General features: G+C 46.6%; 22 protein-coding genes. 11 read left to right on the top strand and 11 right to left on the bottom strand.

Going from position 1 to position 25,562, the window contains the following annotated elements; all coding sequences use genetic code 11:
• Positions 1 to 9 precede the first annotated feature (9 nt).
• From cyoE to EKN56_RS02210, 4 genes are all read left to right on the top strand, one after another.
• Positions 10 to 903 (top strand): heme o synthase, encoded by an 894-nt coding sequence (gene cyoE, locus EKN56_RS02225; RefSeq protein WP_130590312.1) that lies wholly within the window; start codon positions 10 to 12, stop codon positions 901 to 903.
• Between the two features lie 250 nt (positions 904 to 1,153).
• Positions 1,154 to 2,533 (top strand): MFS transporter, encoded by a 1,380-nt coding sequence (locus EKN56_RS02220; protein ID WP_130590311.1) that lies wholly within the window; start codon positions 1,154 to 1,156, stop codon positions 2,531 to 2,533.
• Between the two features lie 48 nt (positions 2,534 to 2,581).
• Complete coding sequence (locus tag EKN56_RS02215; protein WP_130590310.1) at positions 2,582 to 3,592, top strand: luciferase-like monooxygenase; 1,011 nt, start codon at positions 2,582 to 2,584, stop codon at positions 3,590 to 3,592.
• Between the two features lie 78 nt (positions 3,593 to 3,670).
• Positions 3,671 to 4,627 (top strand): D-2-hydroxyacid dehydrogenase, encoded by a 957-nt coding sequence (locus tag EKN56_RS02210; RefSeq protein ID WP_130590309.1) that lies wholly within the window; start codon positions 3,671 to 3,673, stop codon positions 4,625 to 4,627.
• 55 nt (positions 4,628 to 4,682) lie between these two features.
• Here the strand turns inward: EKN56_RS02210 and yedF are convergent, their stop codons facing one another.
• From yedF to rpsO, 8 genes are all read right to left on the bottom strand, one after another.
• Positions 4,683 to 4,928, bottom strand: coding sequence for a sulfurtransferase-like selenium metabolism protein YedF (yedF, locus tag EKN56_RS02205; protein ID WP_130590308.1), 246 nt, complete (start codon positions 4,926 to 4,928; stop codon positions 4,683 to 4,685).
• Positions 4,925 to 6,148, bottom strand: coding sequence for a selenium metabolism membrane protein YedE/FdhT (gene yedE / locus EKN56_RS02200; RefSeq protein WP_130590307.1), 1,224 nt, complete (start codon positions 6,146 to 6,148; stop codon positions 4,925 to 4,927). The genes yedF and yedE overlap by 4 nt, the downstream gene beginning before the upstream one ends.
• 297 nt (positions 6,149 to 6,445) lie before the next feature.
• Positions 6,446 to 7,204, bottom strand: a complete 759-nt coding sequence (locus EKN56_RS02195) for a hypothetical protein (protein ID WP_130590306.1) — start codon at positions 7,202 to 7,204, stop codon at positions 6,446 to 6,448.
• 228 nt (positions 7,205 to 7,432) lie between these two features.
• On the bottom strand, positions 7,433 to 9,346 hold the full coding sequence (locus tag EKN56_RS02190) for a DEAD/DEAH family ATP-dependent RNA helicase (RefSeq protein ID WP_130590305.1): 1,914 nt from the start codon (positions 9,344 to 9,346) through the stop codon (positions 7,433 to 7,435).
• Positions 9,339 to 9,410, bottom strand: a complete 72-nt coding sequence (yrbN, locus tag EKN56_RS21585; protein ID WP_407656544.1) for a protein YrbN — start codon at positions 9,408 to 9,410, stop codon at positions 9,339 to 9,341. The genes EKN56_RS02190 and yrbN overlap by 8 nt, the downstream gene beginning before the upstream one ends.
• Positions 9,411 to 9,517: 107 nt before the next feature.
• On the bottom strand, positions 9,518 to 10,405 hold the full coding sequence (nlpI, locus tag EKN56_RS02180) for a lipoprotein NlpI (protein WP_130590304.1): 888 nt from the start codon (positions 10,403 to 10,405) through the stop codon (positions 9,518 to 9,520).
• Positions 10,406 to 10,556: 151 nt separating this feature from the next.
• A complete protein-coding gene (pnp, locus tag EKN56_RS02175) occupies positions 10,557 to 12,677 on the bottom strand; it encodes a polyribonucleotide nucleotidyltransferase (RefSeq protein WP_130593564.1) in 2,121 nt (706 codons plus the stop codon).
• Positions 12,678 to 12,952: 275 nt separating this feature from the next.
• Positions 12,953 to 13,222: a 30S ribosomal protein S15 gene (rpsO, locus tag EKN56_RS02170; protein ID WP_047779836.1), complete on the bottom strand. Its 270-nt coding sequence runs from the start codon at positions 13,220 to 13,222 to the stop codon at positions 12,953 to 12,955.
• Positions 13,223 to 13,646: 424 nt separating this feature from the next.
• Here rpsO and EKN56_RS02165 point away from each other — a divergent pair, with 424 nt between their 5' ends.
• From EKN56_RS02165 to EKN56_RS02135, 7 genes are all read left to right on the top strand, one after another.
• Positions 13,647 to 14,456, top strand: coding sequence for a BPSS1780 family membrane protein (locus tag EKN56_RS02165; protein ID WP_246019940.1), 810 nt, complete (start codon positions 13,647 to 13,649; stop codon positions 14,454 to 14,456).
• Between the two features lie 40 nt (positions 14,457 to 14,496).
• Positions 14,497 to 15,129: an RDD family protein gene (locus tag EKN56_RS02160; RefSeq protein WP_130590303.1), complete on the top strand. Its 633-nt coding sequence runs from the start codon at positions 14,497 to 14,499 to the stop codon at positions 15,127 to 15,129.
• Between the two features lie 79 nt (positions 15,130 to 15,208).
• The gene (locus tag EKN56_RS02155; protein WP_130590302.1) at positions 15,209 to 16,075 is read left to right on the top strand and encodes a stage II sporulation protein M; all 867 of its coding nucleotides are present in this window, start codon (positions 15,209 to 15,211) and stop codon (positions 16,073 to 16,075) included.
• Positions 16,065 to 17,594, top strand: coding sequence for a DUF4129 domain-containing protein (locus EKN56_RS02150; RefSeq protein ID WP_130590301.1), 1,530 nt, complete (start codon positions 16,065 to 16,067; stop codon positions 17,592 to 17,594). The genes EKN56_RS02155 and EKN56_RS02150 overlap by 11 nt, the downstream gene beginning before the upstream one ends.
• Positions 17,595 to 17,596: 2 nt before the next feature.
• Positions 17,597 to 18,853 (top strand): DUF4350 domain-containing protein, encoded by a 1,257-nt coding sequence (locus EKN56_RS02145; protein ID WP_168189581.1) that lies wholly within the window; start codon positions 17,597 to 17,599, stop codon positions 18,851 to 18,853.
• Entirely contained in the window at positions 18,843 to 19,862 is a 1,020-nt protein-coding gene (locus tag EKN56_RS02140; protein ID WP_130590299.1) for an AAA family ATPase, read from the top strand. The genes EKN56_RS02145 and EKN56_RS02140 overlap by 11 nt, the downstream gene beginning before the upstream one ends.
• Positions 19,859 to 21,163 carry a DUF58 domain-containing protein gene (locus tag EKN56_RS02135; RefSeq protein WP_130590298.1) on the top strand — a complete coding sequence of 435 codons (1,305 nt, stop codon included), beginning with the start codon at positions 19,859 to 19,861 and terminating at the stop codon, positions 21,161 to 21,163. Before EKN56_RS02140 ends, EKN56_RS02135 begins: the two co-directional genes overlap by 4 nt.
• A gap of 298 nt (positions 21,164 to 21,461) precedes the next feature.
• Here the strand turns inward: EKN56_RS02135 and truB are convergent, their stop codons facing one another.
• From truB to infB, 3 genes are all read right to left on the bottom strand, one after another.
• Positions 21,462 to 22,409 (bottom strand): tRNA pseudouridine(55) synthase TruB, encoded by a 948-nt coding sequence (gene truB, locus EKN56_RS02130; RefSeq protein WP_130590297.1) that lies wholly within the window; start codon positions 22,407 to 22,409, stop codon positions 21,462 to 21,464.
• On the bottom strand, positions 22,409 to 22,810 hold the full coding sequence (rbfA, locus tag EKN56_RS02125) for a 30S ribosome-binding factor RbfA (RefSeq protein WP_130590296.1): 402 nt from the start codon (positions 22,808 to 22,810) through the stop codon (positions 22,409 to 22,411). The genes truB and rbfA overlap by 1 nt, the downstream gene beginning before the upstream one ends.
• A gap of 70 nt (positions 22,811 to 22,880) precedes the next feature.
• Entirely contained in the window at positions 22,881 to 25,556 is a 2,676-nt protein-coding gene (gene infB, locus EKN56_RS02120; RefSeq protein WP_130590295.1) for a translation initiation factor IF-2, read from the bottom strand.
• Positions 25,557 to 25,562: the final 6 nt, after the last annotated feature.

Here is a 25,562-nt window from a genome sequence, read left to right as displayed (position 1 = left end):
GCTACTCAGATGATTAAGAAATATCTGTTAGTCACCAAACCGGGAATCATTTTTGGCAATATGATTTCAGTCATTGGAGGATTCCTGCTCGCCTCTCAGGGCAGCGTGGATTTCTCCCTGCTGTTTGCCACTATTATCGGCGTCTCTCTGGTAGTGGCATCCGGCTGTGTGTTTAATAACTATATTGACCGGGATATTGATTGCCTGATGGAAAGAACCAAGAACCGCGTTCTGGTTCAGGGATTAATCTCCCCTGCCATCACTATTCTCTACGCTTGCATGTTGGGAATTGCTGGCTTTGCCTTACTCTACGTCTATACCAATTTACTGGCGGTAGAGTTTGCTCTGTTAGGGTTCGTGGTTTATGTGGGGCTATACAGTCTGTATCTGAAACGTAAATCCGTTTACGGTACTCTGGTCGGAAGTCTGTCTGGTGCCGCTCCACCGGTTATCGGTTACTGTGCGGTGAGCAATCAGTTTGATACCGGGGCATTAATTCTGCTGGTAATTTTTAGCCTGTGGCAAATGCCTCATTCATACGCTATCGCTATTTTCCGCTATAAGGATTATCTGGCTGCGTCAATTCCGGTTCTGCCGGTAAAACGCGGGATTTCCGTAACCAAAAACCACATTACGCTGTATATCATCGGCTTTATTGTGGCGACACTGATGTTAACTATTAGTGGCTATGCGGGTTATAGCTATCTGTTTGTTGCAGCAGTGGTTGGTTTTGGCTGGCTGATTATGGCTTTAACCGGTTATAAAACAACAGATAACAAAATTTGGGCAAGAAAGCTGTTCATCTTCTCCATTGTGGCTATCACTACGCTAAGCATCATGATGTCGGTAGACTACTCTCAGGTGGCAGCACCTGAGTCGCTGCTTACCTTCGTCTGGCCATAACTATCTGTAATAGTTATCTGTAACATGGCGGCAGCCGCTCGATTGAGTGCGTTGTCGCTAATCCACCCTAAATCTTGTCGTTATCTCAATCTTTACCAGAAATATAAAGCAATTCACCCGGCTTACTACTATTCTATCCAACGCTATAATCCAGTGGCTTAATTAACCAGTGGCAGAATAAAAATAACAACAGGCCGTTCGTTTTCAGTTGAAAAATTCCAACAGTGAACGCGAAGTGATTTGAGGTGATATGAACGATTATGCAATGACTCCGGGAGAGCGCCGGGCTACCTTTGGTCTGGGATTAGTGTTCTCCCTGCGTATGCTGGGAATGTTTATGGTACTGCCGGTTCTTACCACTTACGGTATGGCTCTGGCAGGGGCAACTAAACCGCTCATTGGCCTTGCCATTGGCATCTACGGCCTGACACAGGCTATCTTCCAAATTCCTTTTGGCCTGATTTCCGATCGGGTTGGTCGTAAACCGCTAATCGTTGGCGGATTGTTGATTTTTGCTATCGGCAGCATGATTGCGGCTTTAAGTGACTCGATATGGGGCGTGATTCTGGGACGCGCACTGCAGGGCTCTGGCGCCATTGCTGCCGCAGTTATGGCTCTGCTTTCAGACCTGACCCGGGAACAAAACCGTACTAAAGCCATGGCGTTTATTGGCGTCAGCTTTGGTATTACTTTTGCCATTGCAATGGTACTGGGGCCTATTGTTACTCACGCTTTTGGCCTTAATGCACTGTTTTGGGGTATCGCCGTATTGGCACTGGCAGGAATAGTACTGACGCTAACGCTGATACCTACGCCTTCCGGTCATGTATTAAACCGGGAATCCGGTATGGTAAAAGGCAGTTTTAGTAAAGTCCTCAGAAATGAACGTTTGCTAAAACTGAATATCGGCATTCTCTGCCTGCATACTTTACTGATGGCAACCTTCCTTGCTCTGCCGGTAGCGATGGAAAATGCCGGTTTTATGCCAGCCGATCACTGGAAGGTTTATCTGGTCACGATGTTGGTTTCTTTTGTCGCAGTTGTGCCCTTCATCATAATTGCGGAAAAAAAACGCAAAATGAAGCAAGTATTTTTAACCTGTGTCGCACTGCTTCTTATTTCAGAGTCTATACTTTTTTCCAGCGGGCAACACCTGTGGACTATTTTTATCGGTGTTCAGCTATTTTTTATCGCTTTCAATATCATGGAAGCCATCTTACCTTCGCTGATAAGTAAAGAAGCCCCGGCAGGTTATAAAGGTACAGCGATGGGTGTCTATTCAACCAGCCAATTTATTGGTGTGGCTATCGGCGGAAGTTTGGGTGGATGGTTATTTGGCCTTAACGGAACAAGTGCAGTATTTACTGGCTGCGTTGTGCTCTGTGCGTTGTGGTTCATGCTCAGTACCACAATGAAACAACCACCTTATGTCAGCAGCCTGCGCATTGAATTACCAGCAACAGCATTGCAAGACGGTCTGTTAGAAAGTTACCTGAAAATGGTTGCCGGTGTGAATGATGTCGTCATTGTGCCGGAAGAACAGTCTGCCTATGTAAAAATCGATTCGGGTAAAACTAATCGAGCTAAATTGGAACAGTTAATCAGTTCGTATCACTCTCAACCGGCGTAATTCGGCGGGAGTATCTATTAAATAATAGCGATAACGGAGATTATCAGTATGTCTAATTCTTCCAGCGTACCACTTTCAGTGCTTGATCTCTCACCCATTATCCAGGGTGGCACCATCCCTCAGGCATTCACTCGCTCAAAAGAGCTGGCCATTCTGGCAGAACGTCTTGGTTATCATCGCTACTGGATGGCTGAACACCATAACATGGCGGGTATCGCCAGTTCAGCAACCTCCGTACTGGTTGGTTATATTGCCGGAGCGACATCAACCATTCGTGTTGGTGCCGGTGGCGTGATGTTACCTAACCATTCACCGCTGGTGATTGCCGAACAGTTTGGCACCCTGGCATCCCTCTATCCAAATCGTATCGATTTAGGTTTAGGACGTGCACCGGGTACCAATCAGGAAACGGCACAGGCTCTGCGCCGTAATGATCATGATACCTCAGAGAACTTTCCTGCCAATATTGCCGAGCTGACCGGTTATTTTGATGATGAAAAACCTACCCAGACCATCAAGGCAATTCCGGGTCAGGGATTACGGGTTCCCGTTTGGCTATTAGGCTCAAGCCTGTATGGCGCTCAACTGGCTGCACGTATGGGACTGCCTTATGCTTTCGCCTCCCACTTTGCACCGGATATGATGCTACAAGCACTTGAATTATATCGCCGTGAGTTCAAGCCTTCTGCCGATTTGAAAAAACCTTATGCCATGGTCTGTGTTAATGCCATTGCCGCCGATACCGGTGCTGAAGCAGAGTATATGTTTACCTCCTTACAGCAGCACTTTGTCAACATGCTGCGCGGAACACCAGGTCCATTGCCACATCCGGTCGAAGACATTAACTCAGTGGTGGCCAAACATGAACTTTACAGCGCTAACCATACCCTGAGCCTGTCAGTTATCGGTGATAAAAATGGTGTCCGTAACGGATTACAAAATTTGCTGAAAGAAACTGATGCAGATGAGATCATGATTAATGGACAGATATTCGATCACTCTGCCCGTATGCGCTCTTTTGAACTTATTGCGGAGATCTCTGCTGATTTAGCCAAATAACCGTCACAAATGCGAATAAACAGCAATGGGAGCAAACATTATCATCACTTTCTACATTAATGGACGTTCTGGTGAATTATGAAAATAGTTATCTTAGATGGTCATACCCTGAATCCGGGAGACATTTCCTGGACTGAGATTGAACAGCTGGGTCAGTTAACCGTTTACGATCGCACTCCGGCGGAACTCATTGTCGAACGAATCGGTGATGCTGACATTGTGTTAACCAATAAAACGCCGATTAGCCAGCAAACCATTGAGCAATGCCGCTCAATTAAAATGATTGGTGTATTAGCGACTGGTTATAACATTGTTGATGTTAAAGCGGCCCGTCAAAGAAACATACCGGTATGTAATGTTCCCAGTTACAGCACTATGTCAGTTGCTCAGTTAAGCACCGCACTGTTACTGGAACTATGCCACCACGTTGGCGAACACAGTAACGATGTTCGTTCTGGCGGCTGGTCGAAAAGTATCGATTTTTGCTATTGGCATTCACCGCTTATTGAGTTAATGGGTAAAAAACTGGGCTTGATTGGCTACGGTCAGATTGGTTCTGCCTTTGCTAAAATAGCACTGGCGATGGGCATGGAAATTTTGGTGTATACCCCAAGCCAGAGAAAGAGTATTGAACAACCTAATTTGCGTGTGGTTATGTTAGACCAACTGTTGGCAGAGTCAGATGTGATTAGTTTGCACTGTCCCCTGACCGAACAGAACACCGGTCTGATTAATCAGAGTAATATCGCCAAAATGAAGAATGGTGTGATGCTGATTAACACCTCGCGTGGTGGGTTAATTGTCGAACAGGATTTGGCAGATGCGCTGAACAGTGGAAAAGTTGCTGGTGCAGGACTGGATGTACTGTCCACCGAGCCGCCATCAGAAAACAATCCATTACTCAATGCCCGCAACTGCATTATCACTCCTCATATCGCCTGGGCCCCTAAAGAGGCTCGTCTGCGTCTGATGGAGATTACGGTAAACAATCTGAAGCATTTCATCGCCGGTAAGCTACAAAACGTGGTGAACTAAATCTGATGTGTTAACGGGGCAATGTGAGCCATCATCATTGCCCCGTTATTTTCTGTTATTTTCTGATTAAATAACGAATGGTTGGTCCATCCTGCTGAATATCCAGCACTTCATAGCCATGGTTTTTGGCATCAAGAGGGATATTATTAATGGATTGCGGGCAATCACTGATCACTTCCAGTACTTCCCCTTTCTTCAACTGAGGCATGGCTTCCAGTGTTGCTACCGCGGGATAAGGACAAGGCTCACCCACCATATCTAAACGGTAATCCGGAACTATATTTTGGTTATCCTGACTCATGCGGGTTCCTTACTGGTATCAAGGGAAATGGCGCTTTGGGCATTCTTTTTGGCAAAAAAGTGCTTCTCCCACCACAGCATGGCGACAAAGGCTAAGCCCAATAAAATATATGTCACTAGCAAACCGCCATAAGGGCCAAAGGTATCAAGCAGGTTCACTTTGTCATAGTTAGTTGCCAGTGCCGGCGCAATATCATCCCAATAATAGGCCAGAATAGTCGCACCAATAACGTTACCCAGGCCTACCCACCAATAGTGAACCTGCCCTTCAACTGCACGATACATCCAACCCGTTTCACAACCACCGGCTAATACAATACCAAAACCAAACAGTAAGCCACCCAATACCGCATTTGGCCCGGCCCACATAATTTTTGGATGGGCACCCATCTGGACATAGCTGAAGATCCCAATTGCGCTCACCGCCATACCGATAATAATGGCTTTCGCCATATGGGTACGTCCGGTGATCCACAGATCGCGAAAAGCCGATGTGAAGCAGATTTGGGCTCGTTCAATCAACAAACCAAACCCCAACCCAAATAGCATTGCAATTCCCAGCTTAGGACTATTGGTAATCTCCACCATTCCCCAGATAACCATCACCAGGAAGATAATCATCCCCATACGAAAGCGGCGACGAGCCTGAGCAGGTTTTTGAGTCAATGGTGATGCGGCACTGACCTTTTGCAATTTGACCGGGATACGAAATATTGGCAATAGAGTAAAACGAGCACCGAAGTAAGACCCTACTGCCGTAGCCAACGCAAAGAACCAGGCATGCAGTGAAAACTGAGGAATACCGGTAAAGAAAGCCGCCAGGTTACAGCCCATCGCTAAACGAGCACCGAAACCGGCAATAATGCCTCCCAGTACCGCCTGAAAAATACGGATACGATGCTGTGGTAAACGCAGCTTAATATTATTGGCCCATAGTGCCGCGGCAATACAGCCACCGAACATACCAATAATCATCATACCATCGATGCGATCCAGTGGCGTTCCTTCAAGGCCAATCACCTTGAAATAGCCCCATTGTTGAGGATCGGCACCAAATAGCTGAGCGATATGACCACCCCAGCGAGTGAATTCGCCCGTTACCGCCCAAAATGTGCCGGTTAAGCCAAAATAATAAGTAGAAAGAATACCTGCTGCAATAACCGCAGGGAGAGGTGCCCAGAATTTTATTAAATACTGGGTTTTAAAATCTTGCCAACGCATAGATTTCTTATCCTTGAAAAAATTATTTTAAATAAATAATTGTTCTCAATAGTGATAAATCAATCTTAATCAGGAACAGTATCAGCACTTGCCAGCCAGACGGCGACAAACAAGATAAGAATTGATGTATTGCAGTATTAAGTAACGAACACGCACTGAGCTATTAGCATCAGTGCCGCGCTATTTTACCCAATAACATGTAAAAAAACCGTGATATTTTTGTGTCATTAAGAAAAGTTTATCGCCATAAAAAAACGGCACTGAGGCCGTCTTTTTTTACGCTTATTACCGTAAACCTTATTTCAGTAACTCAGCAACTTTTGGTGTGAAGTAATCCACGTTCAGGTAGTGTTCCTGCCCCATAAGTTGACCACTGCCATACCAGTTAATGCCGCCCAATCTCAGGCTCAACCCATTAATATCATAGTTAAATACATAACCGTTTGAACTGGTAAAGGTGAATTGATTGTTTTGCATTTGTAATAGATTGAAAGTCAATCCATTGTGGAAATAGGCCTGAACGCGCTCCATATATACCGGCGCTAATAAACCAAACAGACGAGCGATTTCCGTACGGTAAGCTTCAACCGTTAGATTTTCTGGTAAAATTCGGGCAATTAATGCAAACACATCAACGTTAGCTAAAGCAACGGCCAGCTTAGTGGTTAATGAAGCATTCAAGCGTTCCTGATTAATCGAGAACTCTTGCTTATCATCTTTATTATCTTCGCTCTTATTTGCCGCAGGCTCCAGAAACTCACCAAAATTAGGCGGGATTAAAACTGTTGAAGCGATATACGCAGCACATGCCGCATCCTGCTCAGGACGACGCTCACCAACAAATAATGAGAATGCCTTATCATTAGAAGTATCAATAACGTTTTCTTTTAAATAGTTTGCTGCTTCCTCAGCCGTTTTTTCACCACGAACTAATGCACATAATACATTCATATGCCCATCATGACGTCCACCTGCAAAGGTCGGTGCTGAAGCTAAAACAGTACTTTGAATAATAGGTAATGCCGGAATAGGTAAAACGTTTGTTGCTGTATTCATGTGTTAATTATCCGTAAATTTAAAAAAATAAATAAAACCTGTCACCTCATTATATGCAGGAGTCGGGTTAATATCAGATTAATTCCATTAATAATGACAATAGGTGAATGCTCCTATTTATATAATAGCATAATAAAAAAAAGCACCTGATGAGAGTGCTCACAGGTGCTTTTTATGTAATTTTTAATGAATAATGGCTTACAAACCTTTACCCATATTCCTTACATCTTATTCATTACCAGAATATGAACGGCGACGTGGGGCGCTATTACCACCCTCACGGCTACCAGATTCACGACGTGGACCACGAGATTGACCGTCACGGCCGCGGCCCGCGCCACCATTACCAGAAGAACGACGTTCACCATTAAAAGGACGACGCTCACCACCAGCAGCAGGAGCACCATCACGACGACCACCGCCACCACGACGAGGTTCACTGGCAGGTGCATCACCCATCAGTTGCATATTTAATGGCTTATTCAGCACGCGAGTTTTGGTGAAGTGCTGTAACAGCTCTCCAGGCATACCTTTTGGCAACTCGATCGTTGAATGAGTGGCGTACAATTTAATGTTACCAATGTAGCGGCTGCTGATATCACCTTCGTTAGCAATAGCGCCAACGATATGGCGAACTTCAACACCATCATCACGACCCACTTCAATACGGTACATATCCATCTCGCCAACGTCACGACGTTCACGGCGGGCTGGTGCTTCACGGCCATTGCTGTTATCGCGCTCACGACGACCAAAACGGTCGTTGCTGCCACGATCGTCACGATCGCGCATTTCGCGACGTGGACGACGATCAACAGGTGCATCCGGTGGCAGAATTAATGGGCGTTCGCCCTGAGCCATCTTCAGCAGTGCCGCTGCCAGAGTCTCAATATCCTGCTCTTCTGCTGGCTGTAATTTAGCCAACAACGCACGGTATTGATCCAAATCGCTGCTTTCCAGCTGCTGGCTAACGCGTGTAGCAAACTTCTCTAAACGGCGCTTGCTTAACAGATCGCCTGAAGGTAAATCCACTTCAGGAATGGTAATTCTCATCGTACGTTCAATGTTACGTAGTAAACGACGCTCACGGTTCTCAACAAACAGTAATGCACGACCCGCACGACCCGCACGACCGGTACGACCGATACGGTGAACATAAGACTCTGAATCCATCGGGATATCATAGTTTACGACCAGGCTGATACGTTCAACGTCCAGACCACGAGCCGCAACATCAGTTGCAATCAAAATATCCAGACGACCATTCTTCAGGCGCTCCAGCGTTTGCTCACGCAGGGCCTGGTTCATATCACCATTTAACGCGGCGCTGTTATAGCCACTGCGCTCTAATGCTTCAGCAACTTCCAGCGTGGCATTTTTGGTGCGAACAAAGATAATTGCCGCATCAAAATCTTCCGCTTCCAGGAAACGAACCAGCGCTTCGTTTTTACGCATACCGTATACCGTCCAGTAACTCTGGCTGATATCTGGCGTATTCACTACGCTGGACTGAATGCGAACTTCCTGTGGATCCTTCATGAAACGACGAGTAATACGACGAATCGCTTCTGGCATAGTCGCAGAGAACAGTGCGGTCTGATGTTCAGCCGGAATCTGCGCCATGATGGTTTCAACGTCTTCGATGAAGCCCATACGTAACATTTCGTCAGCTTCATCCAGCACTAAACCTTTCAGTTTAGATAAATCTAATGTGCCACGTTTCAGGTGATCTAACAGACGACCTGGGGTTCCCACAACAATTTGTGGACCCTGACGTAAAGCACGCAGTTGCACGTCATAGCGTTGACCGCCGTACAGAGCAACAACGCGAATACCCGACATATTTTTAGCATATTCAGTACAGGCTTCTGCTACCTGAACCGCTAATTCACGGGTTGGAGCCAATACCAGAACCTGCGGACAGGCCATATCAGCTTGAATATTGTTAAGAAACGGCAATGCGAATGCCGCTGTTTTGCCGCTACCGGTTTGCGCCATGCCTAATACATCGCGACCTTCCAGCAGATGTGGAATACAAGCCGACTGAATCGGGGATGGTTTTTCATATCCCATATCGGTCAATGCTTTTAATAAAGGTGCTGATAAGCCTAAATCAGCAAAAGAGGTTTCTATCTCAGACATGTACACGTGCCTCACTAAAAATGGCGGCCAGTCTACATACCTTATTGAGAAAATACTCAGTCATTTTCATTTAAAAGTGTGAACCAGCTCAAATTAGATTAAAAAACGAACAGAAAAACCGCCCTCGTTTGTCATCAAGACACGCAAGGCCGCTTTGACTTAATCGTCAGTCTATTTTTTATCCGATTCTGATAGGTCGTCTTGCTCTAGCCCGAACAAGGCTAATTCCAACAGTGCATAGCGGTGCTCAACAAAGTTATGTACGTTGTTGGCAACCGTCAGTTTGAACAACGCCACGGCGGTGTTCTTGTCCCCCAGACTCAGGTAGTGTTTACCTAAATAGAAGTCAGTTTCACTGAGATGCTCAGCGAGCGAAGTGTTATCCGTTGCTTCTGCCTGTAGACGGTTAACCAGCGTTTTTTCGCTGATATCACCCAGGTAGAACTCCACAATATTCCAGCCCCACTCTCCTCGTTCAGCTTTAGCATAACGCTCTTTAAGAGCCTTCTTTGCTTTACCTGAATCAATCTCTTTTTCAGCTAAATACAGCCAAAGAGACCGGAAAGGATCGTTAGGGTCGTCATGATAAAACGCCAGCAGATCATCCTGCGCTAAAATGTAGCGACCGCCATAATATAAGGCAATCCCTCGGTTTAAACGCGCGTAGTTATAAGTTGGATCAAGCTCTAATACAGAATCAAACGCATCATAAGCAGCATCAAAGTTGCCGCCCTGCGTCAGATATATTCCTAAGTAATTGAATGCCTCTGGAATATCAGGACGAATCATCAACGCTTGCGAAAAGTCATTACGTGCCAATGCCCGCAGTCCAAGACTGTCGAACAATACACCACGCTCATACAATAGCTGCGCTCTTTCATCACCTGATAAGACCTGACTCGCAAGGATTTGTTCCATACGGGCCAGCATCACTTCCTGTTGCAGCGTTGGCTGCAATGGAATTGCCAAAACGCCATATTTACGCCCTTCAAGGCTGCTACATCCTGTTAACAGAATGGCTGTTGCAACAATGTAGCACCAGCGCAAAATAGGCTTCATTTCAACTCCCGGAGACAAACATGGGATAGGTATCCTACCATCCACTTGCTTTTACACAAGAACTCCCTGTCCCAGTCATACACATGGTGACTTGCCATTATACAACAACAAGACACCATGTAATTAATTACAGTAATAATAAATATTACCGTTATTGCTCTTCAGATGCTGCTGGAGCGTCTTGACTCGGCGCAGTCGCTTCTTTAATGCTTAAGCGAATACGGCCTTGACGATCAACTTCCATCACTTTCACCTGAACTTCCTGACCCATTTGCAGGTAGTCTGATACTTTCTCTACGCGCTTATCCGCGATTTGAGAAATATGAACCAGACCTTCTTTACCACCAACGATGGATACGAAAGCACCAAAGTCAACGATACGGGTCACTTTACCGGCATAAATGCGGTTAACTTCAACATCAGCGGTGATCTCTTCAATGCGGCGAATAGCGTGTTTCGCTTTATCACCGTCAACTGCTGCGATCTTCACTGTACCGTCATCTTCGATTTCGATAGTTGTACCGGTTTCTTCAGTCAGAGCACGAATTACCGCACCACCTTTACCGATCACATCCTTGATTTTCTCAGGATTAATCTTGATGGTGTGGATACGTGGAGCGAACTCAGAAATATCACCACGTGGTGCAGAAATAGCCTGTTCCATCACGCCAAGAATGTGCAAACGAGCACCTTTAGCCTGATTCAGAGCCACTTTCATGATCTCACGGGTAATACCTTCAATTTTAATATCCATCTGCAGTGCAGAGATACCTTCGCGGCTACCTGCTACTTTAAAGTCCATATCGCCCAGGTGGTCTTCGTCACCCAGAATATCTGACAGAACAACAAAGCTTTCATCATCTTTCACCAGACCCATTGCGATACCCGCAACAGCAGCCTTAATTGGCACGCCAGCATCCATCAGTGCTAATGAAGCACCACAAACAGAAGCCATAGAAGATGAACCGTTAGATTCAGTAATTTCTGACACTACACGAACGGTATATGGGAATTCAGTCTGGTCAGGCATCACCGCTAATACACCGCGCTTCGCCAGACGACCATGACCAATCTCACGACGCTTAGGTGAACCAACCATGCCGGTTTCGCCTACAGAGTACGGAGGGAAGTTATAATGGAACAGGAAGCTGTCCGTACGCTCACCGGTCAACTCGTCAATGTTTTGAGCATCACGGGCAGTACCCAGCGTTGCGACAACCAGAGCCTGAGTTTCACCACGGGTGAACAGTGCTGAACCATGAGTACGTGGTAATACGCCTGTGCGTACATCCAGACCACGAATCATATCTTTTTCACGGCCATCGATACGTGGCTCACCGCGCAGTACGCGACTACGAACTACGTTTTTCTCAATGCTGCCCAGCATATCGCCGATTTCGCTTTGGTTTAAGTCTGCATCCTGCTCTAACAGGGCTGCAACCACATCAGCTTTAATCACGTCGATTTGAGCATAACGCTCTTGTTTATCAGTAATACGGTAAGCATCACCTAAGCGAGCAGAAGCTAAAGCTTCAACCTGAGCATACAGCGCCTGATTAGTTTCAGGTGCTTGCCATTCCCACTTAGCTTTACCTGCTTCTGCTGCCAGCGCATTAATGTTATCAATCACAACTTGTTGTTGCTCATGACCAAACATTACCGCACCCAGCATTTGTTCTTCGCTCAGTAATTCAGCTTCGGATTCAACCATCAATACTGCGCTTTGGGTACCTGCAACGACCAGATCCAGACGGCTCTCTTTCAGCTCATCGGTGGTTGGGTTCAGAACATATTGATCGTTAATAAAACCAACACGTGCAGCACCAATTGGACCGTTGAATGGAATACCCGACAGCACTAATGCTGCAGAAGTACCAATCATTGCCACGATATCCGGGCTTACTTGTGGGTTAACAGAAACTACGGTTGCGATAACCTGGACTTCATTCAGGAAACCTTCCGGGAACAGAGGACGAATCGGACGGTCAATCAGACGAGCGATCAGTGTTTCACCTTCGCTAGGACGACCTTCACGACGGAAAAAACCACCTGGGATACGACCAGCAGCGTAAGTACGCTCTTGATAGTTAACGGTTAATGGGAAGAAAGATTGACCTTCTTTTGCTTTTTTCGCACCCACAACGGTAACAAATACTGCAGTGTCATCAACGTTTACCATCACAGCAGCCGTTGCCTGACGAGCCATCATACCGGTTTCTAACGTCACGGTATGTTGACCATACTTAAATTTACGAACAATCGGATTTAGCAAGCTATTTTCCTTTATTTTCATACGAGCCCATCAAGCATTTGCTTCAACGGGCTAATTTTAACTTTCTTCTAACTGCATCCTCGCGACTAATGAAAGTCCTGATTTAACATAGCATTAGTTATAAAAATAACCACCACTCTATCAATACTTTCATTAGCCGCGCGAATCTCTGCACCAGAAGGCCCAAAAACCAGCGTTCTATAATACTGCTATTCGTCGTCTAATCCTAGAAGAAAGGGGCCACATTTGGCCCCTTTCTCCTGAAACTCATCGACTTAGCGACGCAGACCCAGACTAGCAATCAGTTGAGTATAACGTGAGCTGTCTTTACGCTTCAGATAGTCCAGCAACTTACGACGCTGAGAAACCATACGCAGCAGACCACGACGACTGTGGTGATCTTTTTTGTGCTCGGAGAAATGGCCTTGCAGGTGGTTAATTTGTGCAGTCAGCAGGGCTACCTGAACTTCTGGTGAACCACTGTCGTTTGCGCCACGACCATACTCAGCAACAATTTTAGCTTTCGCTTCAACACTTAGAGACATTATAGAACTCCAACTCTTAGATATAAATAAAACAGGCGCCGATCTCTAATTCAGCCACCCAATGCATAAGCCGACATATACTACTCCCCACTCTGCCATATAGCAAGCCAGCGAACGGGGCAGGCTGTAAAATTTATTTAACAAACGCCAATAGCCGTTAACGACGGACATTGCCAACCATTTATATTTTCACCTAACTATTAGTTGCTGAATGAGTTTTATGGAAAAGAGTGGGATATTATATCAAAAACGCACAAATACTCTTTTCATAAAATCCCTTGGCGGGTATGATTATCGTTCCTCAATCCCCCGCTATATTTGATTTTCTGGGTGCTGAGGGCTTTGGCTAAAATAATTTTTTGGATATATGGATTTGGTCAATACTTTATAGACCGAAAACTCCCTAAGGAAAGAGAAACATACTATGACTCAACAAGACCATAACCCTTACACACCACCAGAATCTAACGTCGAAGACGTAGCTGTGGTACTTGATAAAGCGGGTGAAACCTTTATCCCTGGCGGTCAGGCTGTTCCTGCCGGTGAAGGCGTGAACTGGATTACTCAAGCTTGGAACTTCATGAAACCTAAATTAGGTATGTGGGTTGTTCTGGGTATCGTCCTGTTCGTAATTCTGATGATTATCAGTTTTATTCCATTCCTGAACATTTTAACTGCCGTTATCATGCCAATTTTCGTTGGTGGCATTATTGCTATCTGTGAAAAACAACGTATGACGGGTGAAGTTGACCTTGGCCTGCTGTTCTCTGGTTTCCAAAAGAATCTGGGTTCACTGCTGGGTGTTGGCGCTATCATGTTCGGTATCATGATTCTGGCGATTATTGTGATGTTCGTTGTTGGCGGTAGCGCTATGCTGGCAATGGCAGTAGGTTCACAAGCGGGTGGCGATCCTTCAATGGCAATGGCTGGCGCAAGCGGCGGTATGATGTTCCTGGCTTTCCTGCTGATGATGGTTATCTATCTGGTTGGTTATGCATTAACCTGGTTTGCTCCTGCATTAATCGTTGTTCACAACCTGCCTTTAGGTCAGGCTGTTTCTATGAGCCTGTCTGCTGTTAAAAAGAACATCGTTCCCGGCCTGCTGTTCTTCCTGGTAATGGGTATCATCATGTTCGTTTCAGCCTTACCTTTCGGTTTAGGTCTGTTAATCACCATGCCTCTGTTCCTTGTTACTTACTACACGACTTACCGTAGTCTGTTTATCGCTAAGTAATTTTCAGAGATAAAGCCGGGCCTCTGCCCGGCTTTAATATATGATGCTTGATACGGTTCGTGACATCACTACGCCGGAGCTGATTGAGATCCGATTACACCCTGCCGGATTTCTGCCCCGCGGCTTTGCTTTTTTTATTGATACCATCCTGCGCTGGCTCTTAATGCTGCTTATCGCAATACCCTCTATGTTTATTGGTGATTTGGGTATTGGGCTATTTCTGATTTCGATTTTTCTTATTGAATGGTTTTACCCGGTTTTTTTTGAAGTGGTATTTAAAGGAAAAACACCTGGTAAACGCCTTGTAGGCCTAAAAGTACTTAATGACAATGGAACACCAATTAGTCTGAGTGCTTCTATCATTCGTAATTTTTTACGCTTTGCTGATTTCTTCCCGCTTTTCTATTTGTTTGGTTTGATATCTATGTTAACCAACAAAGAGTTCCGCCGTTTAGGGGATATTGTCGCGGGTACCATCGTGGTTTATACCGAACCTGCAGCCAGACGCTTTAGCATACCGGAAGCAATGCCGGTTCCTCCTGATTTTCCACTATCACGTGATACACAAAAAACTATAGTCTCTTTTGCTGAACGTTCTGTAGGTTTAACCAAGCCAAGGCAGGAAGCAGGAACGCTTCGAGGCATTACATCAGGCGGAATGGGAAGCCTTTGAAAACTGGTTAGGCCACCATCTGAGAATTATAAAAAATCAGGATGGAACTGCCTCTCAGCAGCCTTTTGCCAACCACGAAATGCCACAACGCTACCGAAACCTTTGCCAACATTTGGCTATCGCCCGCGATCGCGGTTATAGCCTGTTACTGGTTGAACGGTTACATAATTTGGTTCAGTCAGGGCATGACATCTTATATCGCACCAACAGTGGTATAAGTGGCCGAATGCTGAACTATATTGCCGGAGGATTCGCCGCCGACCTGCGCGCCAATCTTCGCTGGGTACTTCTCTCTACCCTTCTTATTATTGGGCCATGGATCATTATGATGGTGGTTATCCGCCTGTGGCCTGATTTTATCTACGTGGTTATTGCTCCTGATGATATTCACCAGATGGACGACATGTACAACGGTGACGATGCCTTTGACTATGGCGCCAGTATCTTGCGTGACTCTGGTTCTAACTGGAAAATGTTTGGCTTCTACATTTATAACAATATCAGCATAGCCTTCAGGGCGTTTGCTGGGGGTCTGTTAGCCGGTTTGGGTACGGTGTATACGTTGGTATTCAACGGTATTCATATGGGAGCCATCGAGGCCAGACTGGTTAATATTGGTGCCGGACGCAACTTTTATTCATTTGTTCTTGGTCATACCGCATTTGAAATTGGCGGAATCATTATTTCTGGTGCCACCGGGCTAAAACTGGGTTGGAGCTTGATTATGCCAGGCCGCCTGAGTCGCCCTGATTCATTAAAAACTACCGCGCGTTCGGTGTTGGGGCTGATTTGTGGTAGCGGCATAATGTTACTGATAGCCGCTATGATTGAAGCATTCTGGTCGCCACATAATTTCCCTCTACCAATAAAAATTGCCGGTGGTGTCTTTACGCTACTTCTGTTGCTTGGCTATTTTATTTTTACAGGGCGTCGCCATGCAGCTTGATCGTTTAGTCATTGTGCTACGTACCAGACCAGCCAATGAGGCCATCGATTTAGGCGTTCGCATGGCAATGCATTGGTTCAAGCCTCTCTATATTGCATGGTTATGTTTTTCGTTACCGGTGATTGGCCTGTTGTTTGGTTTGTCCTATTGGGCTGAATTTAGTTATACCGCTATCTATCTGCTGATATGGTGGATAAAACCAATGCTTGACCGTATGGCGCTGTTTGTTATCAGCAGAGCAGTGTTTGGCTCTGCCCCAACCTTACGTCAAAGCCTGAAAGCGATTCCCACTATACTATTCAAAACCCGGTTAATTCGTGCTCTCACCTGGGCCCGTTTCTCACCCTATCGATCGCTGACGCTACCGGTTGATGTGCTTGAAGGTATTAAAGGTCGCAATGCCAGAATAAGACGTAAAGCGATTTCAAACTACATTGGTATTAATGCTGCCGTATTAACGCTGTTTGGTTTTGTGGTAGAAAAGATTTTTCCTGTTTGTGCTATTGCATTTGTCGCCATGATATCTATTGATAACAATAGCTATACCGACGACCTGCTAAAAGATCTGTGGTTTAACAATGTTAGTTACCACTCACTGATGGCTTTGGGATTCTATATTCTTGGTATTTTATTGTGGGAACCTATCTATGTTGCCGCTGGTTTTTCTCTTTATTTAAAGAGACGCAGTGATATCGAAGCCTGGGATATTGAACTGGAATTTCGCAAAATAGAAAAGCGAAGCCGTATTGCTTCATCGACTCTGTTTGGTGCTATGTTGCTTGTGCTGACCATCGGTATCTCCGGCTACTCTTCTCACAGTTATGCCAGCCAAAGCAATTCAACCGTCAGGCAGGAAACGATTAACGACGCGCCTGAAAAATTACAGCAAATTCTGAAACAACCCGAGTATGGCGGTAAAGAAGTCAGAAAGCGTCTGAAGTTTATGCAGGAAAAGAAGGTGAAGAAGCCCAATAAAAAACCGGATTTTTCACCTCCTCCCGTTTCCGCCAATCCTAACAATGCGTTGCTGGCTTTAACGGGTGCTGGCCAATGGATGCTCTGGGGGATTCTGGCGCTGGTGGTCATTGCTATTGCCTATTTTATTATTATGCGGTTACCCGATATGCGGGGACAAAAAGGTCAGAAAGAGGCCCCTCCGGCACAAATTGCCGGGTTGGATATTCAACCCGAATCTTTGCCTGAGAATATCGCCGAAGTTGCCCTGTCGATGATTCATTCCGGCGATTTGCGTTCTGCTCTCAGCCTGCTATTTCGCGGTTCGTTATCGGTGCTTGCCCATCGGGATCGGGTGATGTTTCGCTCTTCAGATACCGAACAGGACTGTATCCGTTTAGTCAAACGAGCTGAACTTAACAGCGCGGCATTTTTTATTAAATTAACTCAGCTTTGGCTGGCACAGGCTTATGCGCACCGCTCTCCTGATATCACAAAGTTAGAACAACTTTGTCGTGAATGGCCGACTCACTACGATCACCAATCTCAGTGGGAGGCCAGTTAATCATGTCCACAAATGATGTAAAGAAAAGCAGCAATCCATGGCTGATTTTGGGGATTATATTTGCCGTCATTGCCGGGCTGGCAATCTATTACTATCAACAACTCGAGTGGGAAGAACGAGAAGTTACCACACCACCCAGTTGGAAAGTTATCGCCAATAATTACTACACCGCAGAACAATTGCTGAATAAGTCTGGCTATCAGGTCAAGACCGTTGGTGATTCGTTGTCATTGAATAAGTTACCGGCAAAATCAACCCTGGTGTTATTCAATCCTGATGGCTTACTTAAAGAACCCACACAAAAAACTAAACTGATGGACTGGGTGAGTAACGGCGGTCATCTGGTTATTGCACCCCTGGAAGATAAAAACAGTATCGATCTGCAGGAACTGTTTGATATTTATCTGAAGGATGAATGTGATGATGATAAATGCAAAACCGCAAAAGCACCGGTTGAGCTGGTTACGGTTAAATTACCGGAAAAAGAAAAAGAGAATGATACACCAGCCAAAAAACGAGATGGCGTGTCCATCGTTTTTGAAAAAGACAAAATGGTGGCTGATGTCGCTGATACACCTCGTTTCTACGTAGACTGGAAAACCACGGAAAACGTTCCGGAATCAACGAAAAGTGAATGGGACATCATCAGCCGTTTTCAGTTTGAACAGGGTTGGGTTACGGTTGTTCCACTCAGGCTATTTGGTAATGACAATATTAAGCAATATGACCATGCCAAACTTTGGCTACATGTTGCTACCTTGCCAGACAGAAACGACATGCTCTATCTGGTTCGTTATGCCACTTTACCAAATCTGTTAAGCTGGCTGATTGAACATGCGCTTTACACATTACTGGCATTTGGGCTTTGCATCTTACTGGTGTTGTGGCGCTATATCCCCCGGTTTGGTGCGCTTATCCCTACACCACCACCTGCTCGCCCCAGCCTTACTGAACATTTAAGGGCCGTCGCTGACTTCCATCTGCATAATTACGACTATGAACGACTGGTCGCCCCATTGAGGGAAGAGGTGCTACGCCTGCTGCAACCGTTGCGCATTCAATATCCCGGCAGACGCAGCGACGCTCAACTTATTGAACATATTACTCATTATGACATCGGGCTTATTACTCAGGCGATGGAAGGGGAAGTTCAGCACCTGAACCAATTTACCCAATCGACCCAAACCCTGTGCCTGCTGATTGACCGATTAAACTCACTGCAAAGCAGTTCGAGTAGGAGACTAAACTATGGAATTTAACTCAACGGATAGTTATTTTTCACCATCCGCTCCGATACCGACTATCCCGACTACTCCTCAGGATGCAACGGATATTGTTCTGCGTATTCAGGAACAGATCCGTAAGGTATTTATTGGTCAGGAACATGTTGTAGAACAGATCCTTTGCGCCCTGCTGGCTGGCGGTCATGTGCTACTTGAAGGGGTTCCGGGGTTGGGGAAAACGTTGCTGGCTAAAGCGCTGGCGCAGGCTTGTAGCTGTCATTCATCACGTATCCAGTTTACTCCGGATTTAATGCCTGCCGACGTCACCGGCCATATGTTTTATGATATGAAGGCATCTGAATTTGTGGTGCGTCGTGGCCCGGTATTTACTAACCTAATGCTGGCAGATGAAATTAACCGAGCTCCGGCAAAAACTCAGGCCGCGTTGTTGGAAGTGATGCAGGAAGGCCAGGTGACTATTGAAGGGGAAACGGCTCAGCTTTCTCCTCCTTTTTTAGTTATTGCGACTCAAAACCCGATCGAGCAGGATGGAACCTATGCCCTGCCGGAAGCTCAGCTGGACAGATTTTTACTTCATGTGATGTTTGACTACCCTACCGAGCATGAAGAGCTGGCATTAGTGGCCGCCAGCACCTTTGAACGCGTTGGCGATCGTCTGGACGTTGATAAAATCGAAGCGGTTGCCAGCCCGGAAATGATCGTTGCCTTACAAAAAATTACTGCGGGTATTCGGGTTGATGACAGCGTGCTGAATTACGCATTAAGCATTGTCAGAACAACACGTAACTGGCCAGGTATCAGCACTGGCGCTGGCCCGCGTGGTGGTATCGCACTTATTCGTTCAGCTCGTGCCAGTGCTATATTGGCAGGTCGCGACTTTGTAACGCCTGACGACGTGAAACAACAGGCAATACCGACACTGCGCCATCGTATTGCCCTTTCGCCTGATGCTGAAATTGAAGGGCTGACGGAAGAGCACATTCTTAACCGCCTGTTAGATCAAATTGAGGCTCCGCGCAGATGATTCTGCCTTCTAACCGGCTACTGGTACTTGGAGGTCTTTGGTTCTGTGGGTCTATTCCCGCAGCGATTGTACCTTCGCTGTTTCCTGTCTGGCTGATAGGCGGCGCAGCACTGTTGCTGCTGATTACTCTGGATGCTATCGGTTTATATCGACAGCCGCTACCGGTTATTGAACGCGAGGTTGCAGGCAGTCTTCCGCAAACTATTTGGCGTAATGTGACTTTATCTGTCACTTCTCAGGTATCTGTGCGGCAAAAAATTCAATTAAAGGACAGCCCGCCGGAGAAGTGTGAGTACGATGACAGAACCATTCATCTGATACTTACTCCCCCGCAGGTTTCTCAGGTTGTTTACCGCATCAAGCCGCTAATGCGAGGCGATTTATGGTTTGGTCGCGTCCATCTGCGTCTGTTTTCCCCTTTGCAGCTATGGCAACGTCAGGCACTGGTTGGTTCAACACAAAAAGTGAGTGTCTTTCCTAACTTTGCACCAATAACGCAAATGGCACTGCAAACGACCATTACTCAGGCAGGGATGGGATTCCATAAATTCCGTAAACGCGGTCAGGGTATGGAGTTTGAACAACTGCGTGAATATCGCAGTGGTGATGCGATGCGACAAATAGACTGGAAGGCCACCACCCGAATGAGAAAAATGATCTCTCGGGAATATCAGGATGAGCGCAATCAGCGCATTATCATGATGCTGGACTGTGGACGCCGCATGGGTGCCAGCGAAGGTGAGCTAATGCATTTTGACCATGCGTTAAATGCCGTATTGCTACTCTCTTATGTTGGGCTACGTTATGGTGACTCCGTCGGTTTGATAACGCTGGGGGGGCCGGAGCGCTATTTGCCGCCGGTTCGTTCAGTTAATGCAATTAACCGGGTACTGCATGAGGTGTACGACCTGCAACCGACTCTGTCCAGTAGCGATTTTGAAGTAGCCGCCCAGTCACTCATTACCCGGGAACGTAAGCGCTCACTGGTCGTACTGTTTACCAACTTAAGAGATGAAGATGAACAGAGCCTGTTGGCGGCAGTAAAACTGCTAAGTAAGCGCCATCTGGTACTGGTTGCCAGCCTGCGGGAAACCGAGCTGGATAATGCGGCTTCAATGCCGATTAATAATCAACAGGATGCTGCGCTGCGCGCTGCGGCCGCGAGCTATCAATCTAAACGTCAGGCCGTCCTGACTCGCTTACGTAGTGCGGGTGTACTCTGTCTGGACGTTCAGCCGCAGCAACTGGCGGTTGAAAGTGTGAATAGGTATCTGGCGATTAAGGCGGCGGGACAACTGTAGTTTGAGATTGGGTGATTGATACTGTCATTCAAATTGGCTACTGAGGGTATTCCGGCCGTAAAAGCCAAATTGCTTATATTATCTTTGTGCCCGGCCGGAAGACCACCTGTACTCAACTTTGGTGCGCTTCGGGCCTAGATTTCCTACGAGCACTTCGTTGGCTTACGCCAAGTCGACCCCCACGGAAATCTCTCCCTCAGTTTGAATTTGCTAATAATAAAAAGGCACGAATATGAAGTGACCCCCAATAGTTGGACAATCAATTATTGGGGGTCTTTTTGTTATTTAATTAACGAGACTACTCAACCGGATTTTCAACTACCAGACGGCGGGGGGCTACGCGGCCATCGTCATCGATTTGGCCGACGCCGATAAACTCACGTTCATCGCCTACGGTAATGCGCACTAATCCACTACGTGGAGCACCGGCGGCTTGTACTGCTTGCCCTTGTTTAACGTATACGCCCATTACTGGTAATAGGTTAACTTCAGGGAAGTCAGCAACGGCGCTGTCCATTGGTAGCAGCAGTGGATCTAAGTCCTCTGCCGGAGCGCGTTCTTCCGCCTGAGCGTTATTAACAATTTGCTCAAGCTGAGTCAGCGTTACCATTCGTTCTGTTGGATAGTCAGCCACATTCAGGCGGCGCAGGAAAATCACGTGGGCACCACAGCCCAGCAGCTCACCTAAATCGTCAACGATGGTGCGGATATAAGTACCTTTGGAACAGTGAATTTCCAGCTCCAGCTCATTACCTTCCCAGCGAATAAATTTCAGCTCATACACTGTAATTTTTCGGGATTCGCGTGGAACTTCAATACCCTGACGGGCATATTCATACAGCGGTCGCCCCTGATATTTCAATGCAGAATACATTGATGGGATCTGATCGGATTCGCCGCGGAAAGTATCCAGAGCGCTATCAAGCTGAACCTGAGTAAAATTAACCGGACGTTCAGAAATGATAGCGCCATCAGAATCAGAGGTATCGGTTCGTTGTCCTAACCGCGCAATCACCCGATAACGTTTATCAGCATCCAATAAGAACTGAGAGAACTTGGTCGCCTCTCCCAGACAGATTGGTAGCATACCCGTCGCCAGTGGATCAAGTGCACCAGTATGTCCTGCTCTGTTAGCGTTAAAGATACGCTTTACTTTCTGCAGCACATCGTTAGAACCGATGCCCGTTGGCTTATCCAGCAGCAGAACACCATGTATATCGCGACCGCGACGACGAGGACGTCCCATTACTCTTTTTCCTCATCCTCACCGGCAGCAGCACGGCGCTCGGCATCATTCTTCACTACGCTGGTAACCAGGTTTGACATACGCATACCTTCTACCAGTGAATTATCATAAGCAAAGGTCAACTCAGGAATAACCCGCAGACGCATCGCCTTTCCTAACAGTGAACGGATAAAACCAGATGCATCATGTAAGGCTTTCAAACCACCAGCAATAGCATCTTCGTCGTTGTCATTCAGAAAAGTCACGAATACTTTGGCGTAGGCCAGATCCCGTGAAAGCTCTACACCAGAAACCGTTGCCATTCCAATGCGCGGATCTTTTACTTCGCGCTGTAAAATGATGGCAATCTCTTTTTGCATCTCCTGAGAAACGCGCTGAGTACGGCTAAATTCTCTTGCCATAACTATATTCTCCAAAACAATGAGGGGGGCGCCAGGCCCCCCAAATGGATACTACTTTAAGCCATCAGAATTAAGCGATAGTACGCTGAATCTCGATAACTTCAAACACTTCAATCAGATCGCCTACGCGAACATCATTGTAGTTTTTCACGCCAATACCACATTCCATACCGTTACGCACTTCGCTGGCATCATCTTTGAAGCGGCGCAGAGATTCCAGCTCACCTTCATAGATAACCACGTTGTCACGTAAGACACGGATTGGGTTATGACGTTTAACAATACCTTCAGTTACCATACAACCCGCGATGGAACCAAACTTCGGTGAACGGAATACGTCACGCACTTCAGCCAGACCAATGATCTGCTGTTTGTATTCAGGTGCTAACATACCGCTCATGGCTTGTTTCACTTCGCCAATCAGGTCATAAATAACCGAGTAGTAATGCAGATCCAGGTTCTCAGCTTCAATGACTTTACGAGCAGAAGCATCTGCACGAACGTTGAAGCCTAAGATAATAGCGTTAGAAGCTGCTGCCAGAGTAGCATCAGTTTCAGTAATACCACCTACGCCTGAACCAACAATTTTCACTTTCACTTCATCAGTAGACAGGTTCAGCAGTGATTCACAAATCGCTTCGGTAGAACCCTGAACGTCCGCTTTCAGAACGATATTCAGTTCAGAAACATCACCTTCTTCCATGTTAGCAAACATGTTTTCCAGTTTAGACTTCTGCTGGCGAGCCAGTTTCACTTCGCGGTATTTGCCCTGACGATATAAAGCAACTTCACGCGCTTTCTTCTCATCACGAACCACAGTCGCTTCATCACCTGCCGCAGGAACCGCTGACAGACCCAGAATTTCTACTGGAATAGATGGACCGGCTTCATTGATTTCATGACCCACTTCATCACGCATTGCGCGAACGCGACCATATTCAAAACCACAAAGAACGATATCGCCTTTACGCAGTGTACCTTCCTGAACCAGAACCGTTGCCACCGGGCCACGACCTTTATCCAGGAACGATTCGATAACTACACCGCTCGCCATACCTTCACGTACTGCTTTCAGCTCCAGAACTTCAGCCTGTAGCAGAATTGCATTCAGCAGGTCATCAATACCGGTACCGACTTTTGCAGAAACAGGGATGAACTGAGTATCGCCGCCCCACTCTTCAGGCAGAACGTTGTGCTGAGACAGTTCGTTCTTAACGCGATCCATATCTGCTTCTGGCTTATCGATCTTGTTCACTGCAACCACTAAAGGAACTTTCGCGGCTTTAGCATGCTGAATAGCTTCGATAGTCTGTGGCATCACGCCATCATCTGCCGCAACCACCAGAACAACGATATCCGTTGCCTGAGCACCACGAGCACGCATTGAGGTAAATGCGGCGTGTCCCGGAGTATCCAGGAAGGTGATCATGCCGTTTTCAGTTTCAACGTGGTAAGCACCGATATGCTGGGTAATACCACCCGCTTCGCCGGAGGCTACTTTGGTTGAACGGATATAGTCCAGCAGTGATGTTTTACCGTGGTCTACGTGACCCATGATGGTAACAACAGGTGCACGAGGCTCCAGTGCTGCATTGGTATCACGGTCGCTCATCAGCGCTTCTTCAAGCTCGTTCTCACGACGCAGAATAACTTTGTGGCCCATCTCTTCAGCAACCAGCTGAGCGGTTTCCTGATCGATAACCTGGTTGATGGTCGCCATGGCACCCAGTTTCATCATGGTTTTAATAACCTGAGAACCTTTAACTGCCATTTTGTTTGCCAGCTCGGCAACGGTGATAGTTTCACCAATCACTACGTCACGGTTTACTACCTGAGCCGGTTTATTAAAGCTGTGCTGTAAGGTGCTTGGCTTACGTTTACCTTTACCACCACGGGTAACGGCACGCGCCTCTTCACGGTCAGCTTTCGATTCAGAGAGTTTATTCCCTTTCTTCGGCTTGCCTGATTTTCCACCGCGAGCACGACGATCGCCTTCAACTTTACGATCGTTCTCGTCTTCAGCTTCACGAGCGTGATGGGAAGTCGTCACGTGGTAATCTTCAGCCACTTCTTCTTCCACAGATTCAGACGCCCAACGGCCTTCATTCTCTTCAGCCATTTTGCGCGCTTCTTCCGCTACGCGTTTTGCTTCTTCTTCAACTTTGCGCTGTATTTCTTCTTCAGCTTTACGCTTCAGTTCTGCTGCTTCTGCTTCACGACGGGCTTTTTCCGTCTGGGCTGGTTTTTCAGCCTTTTCTGCAGGTTTATTCGCTGTTGTCGCCACTTTAGCTTTCTCTTCAGCCGCTTTCTTAGCAGCAGCTTCACGCTTAGCTTTCTCTTCAGCTTCGCGTTTCGCCTGCTCTTCTGCAGCACGTTTGGCTTTCTCTTCTGCTTCGCGTTGAGCTAATTCTTCAGCTTCGCGAGCAGCCTGTGCTTCCGCTTCCTGAGCTTCTTGTGAGTCACGGTTTACATAAGTACGCTTTTTACGTACTTCAATCTGGACAGATTTACTTTTGCCACCGGTACTTGGAATACTCAGAGTGCTACGGGTCTTACGTTGCAACGTAAGTTTGCTCGGCGCACCACCATGTTCATGGTTTAAATGCGCCAGCAAGGTCTCTTTTTCCTGCTGGGTCACGGAGTCCGAGGCAGACTTTTTAATACCTGCATCAGCAAACTGCTGTAACAGGCGGTCTACCGGAGTTTGGATCTCTTCGGCCAGCGATTTTATGGTTACTTCTGACATGCTGTT

Origin of the sequence: Limnobaculum zhutongyuii, from assembly GCF_004295645.1 — a bacterium.
Lineage (GTDB): Bacteria > Pseudomonadota > Gammaproteobacteria > Enterobacterales > Enterobacteriaceae > Limnobaculum > Limnobaculum zhutongyuii.
Note: the sequence above shows the minus strand (reverse complement) of the source record. Positions and strands in the feature narration are given on the sequence as shown.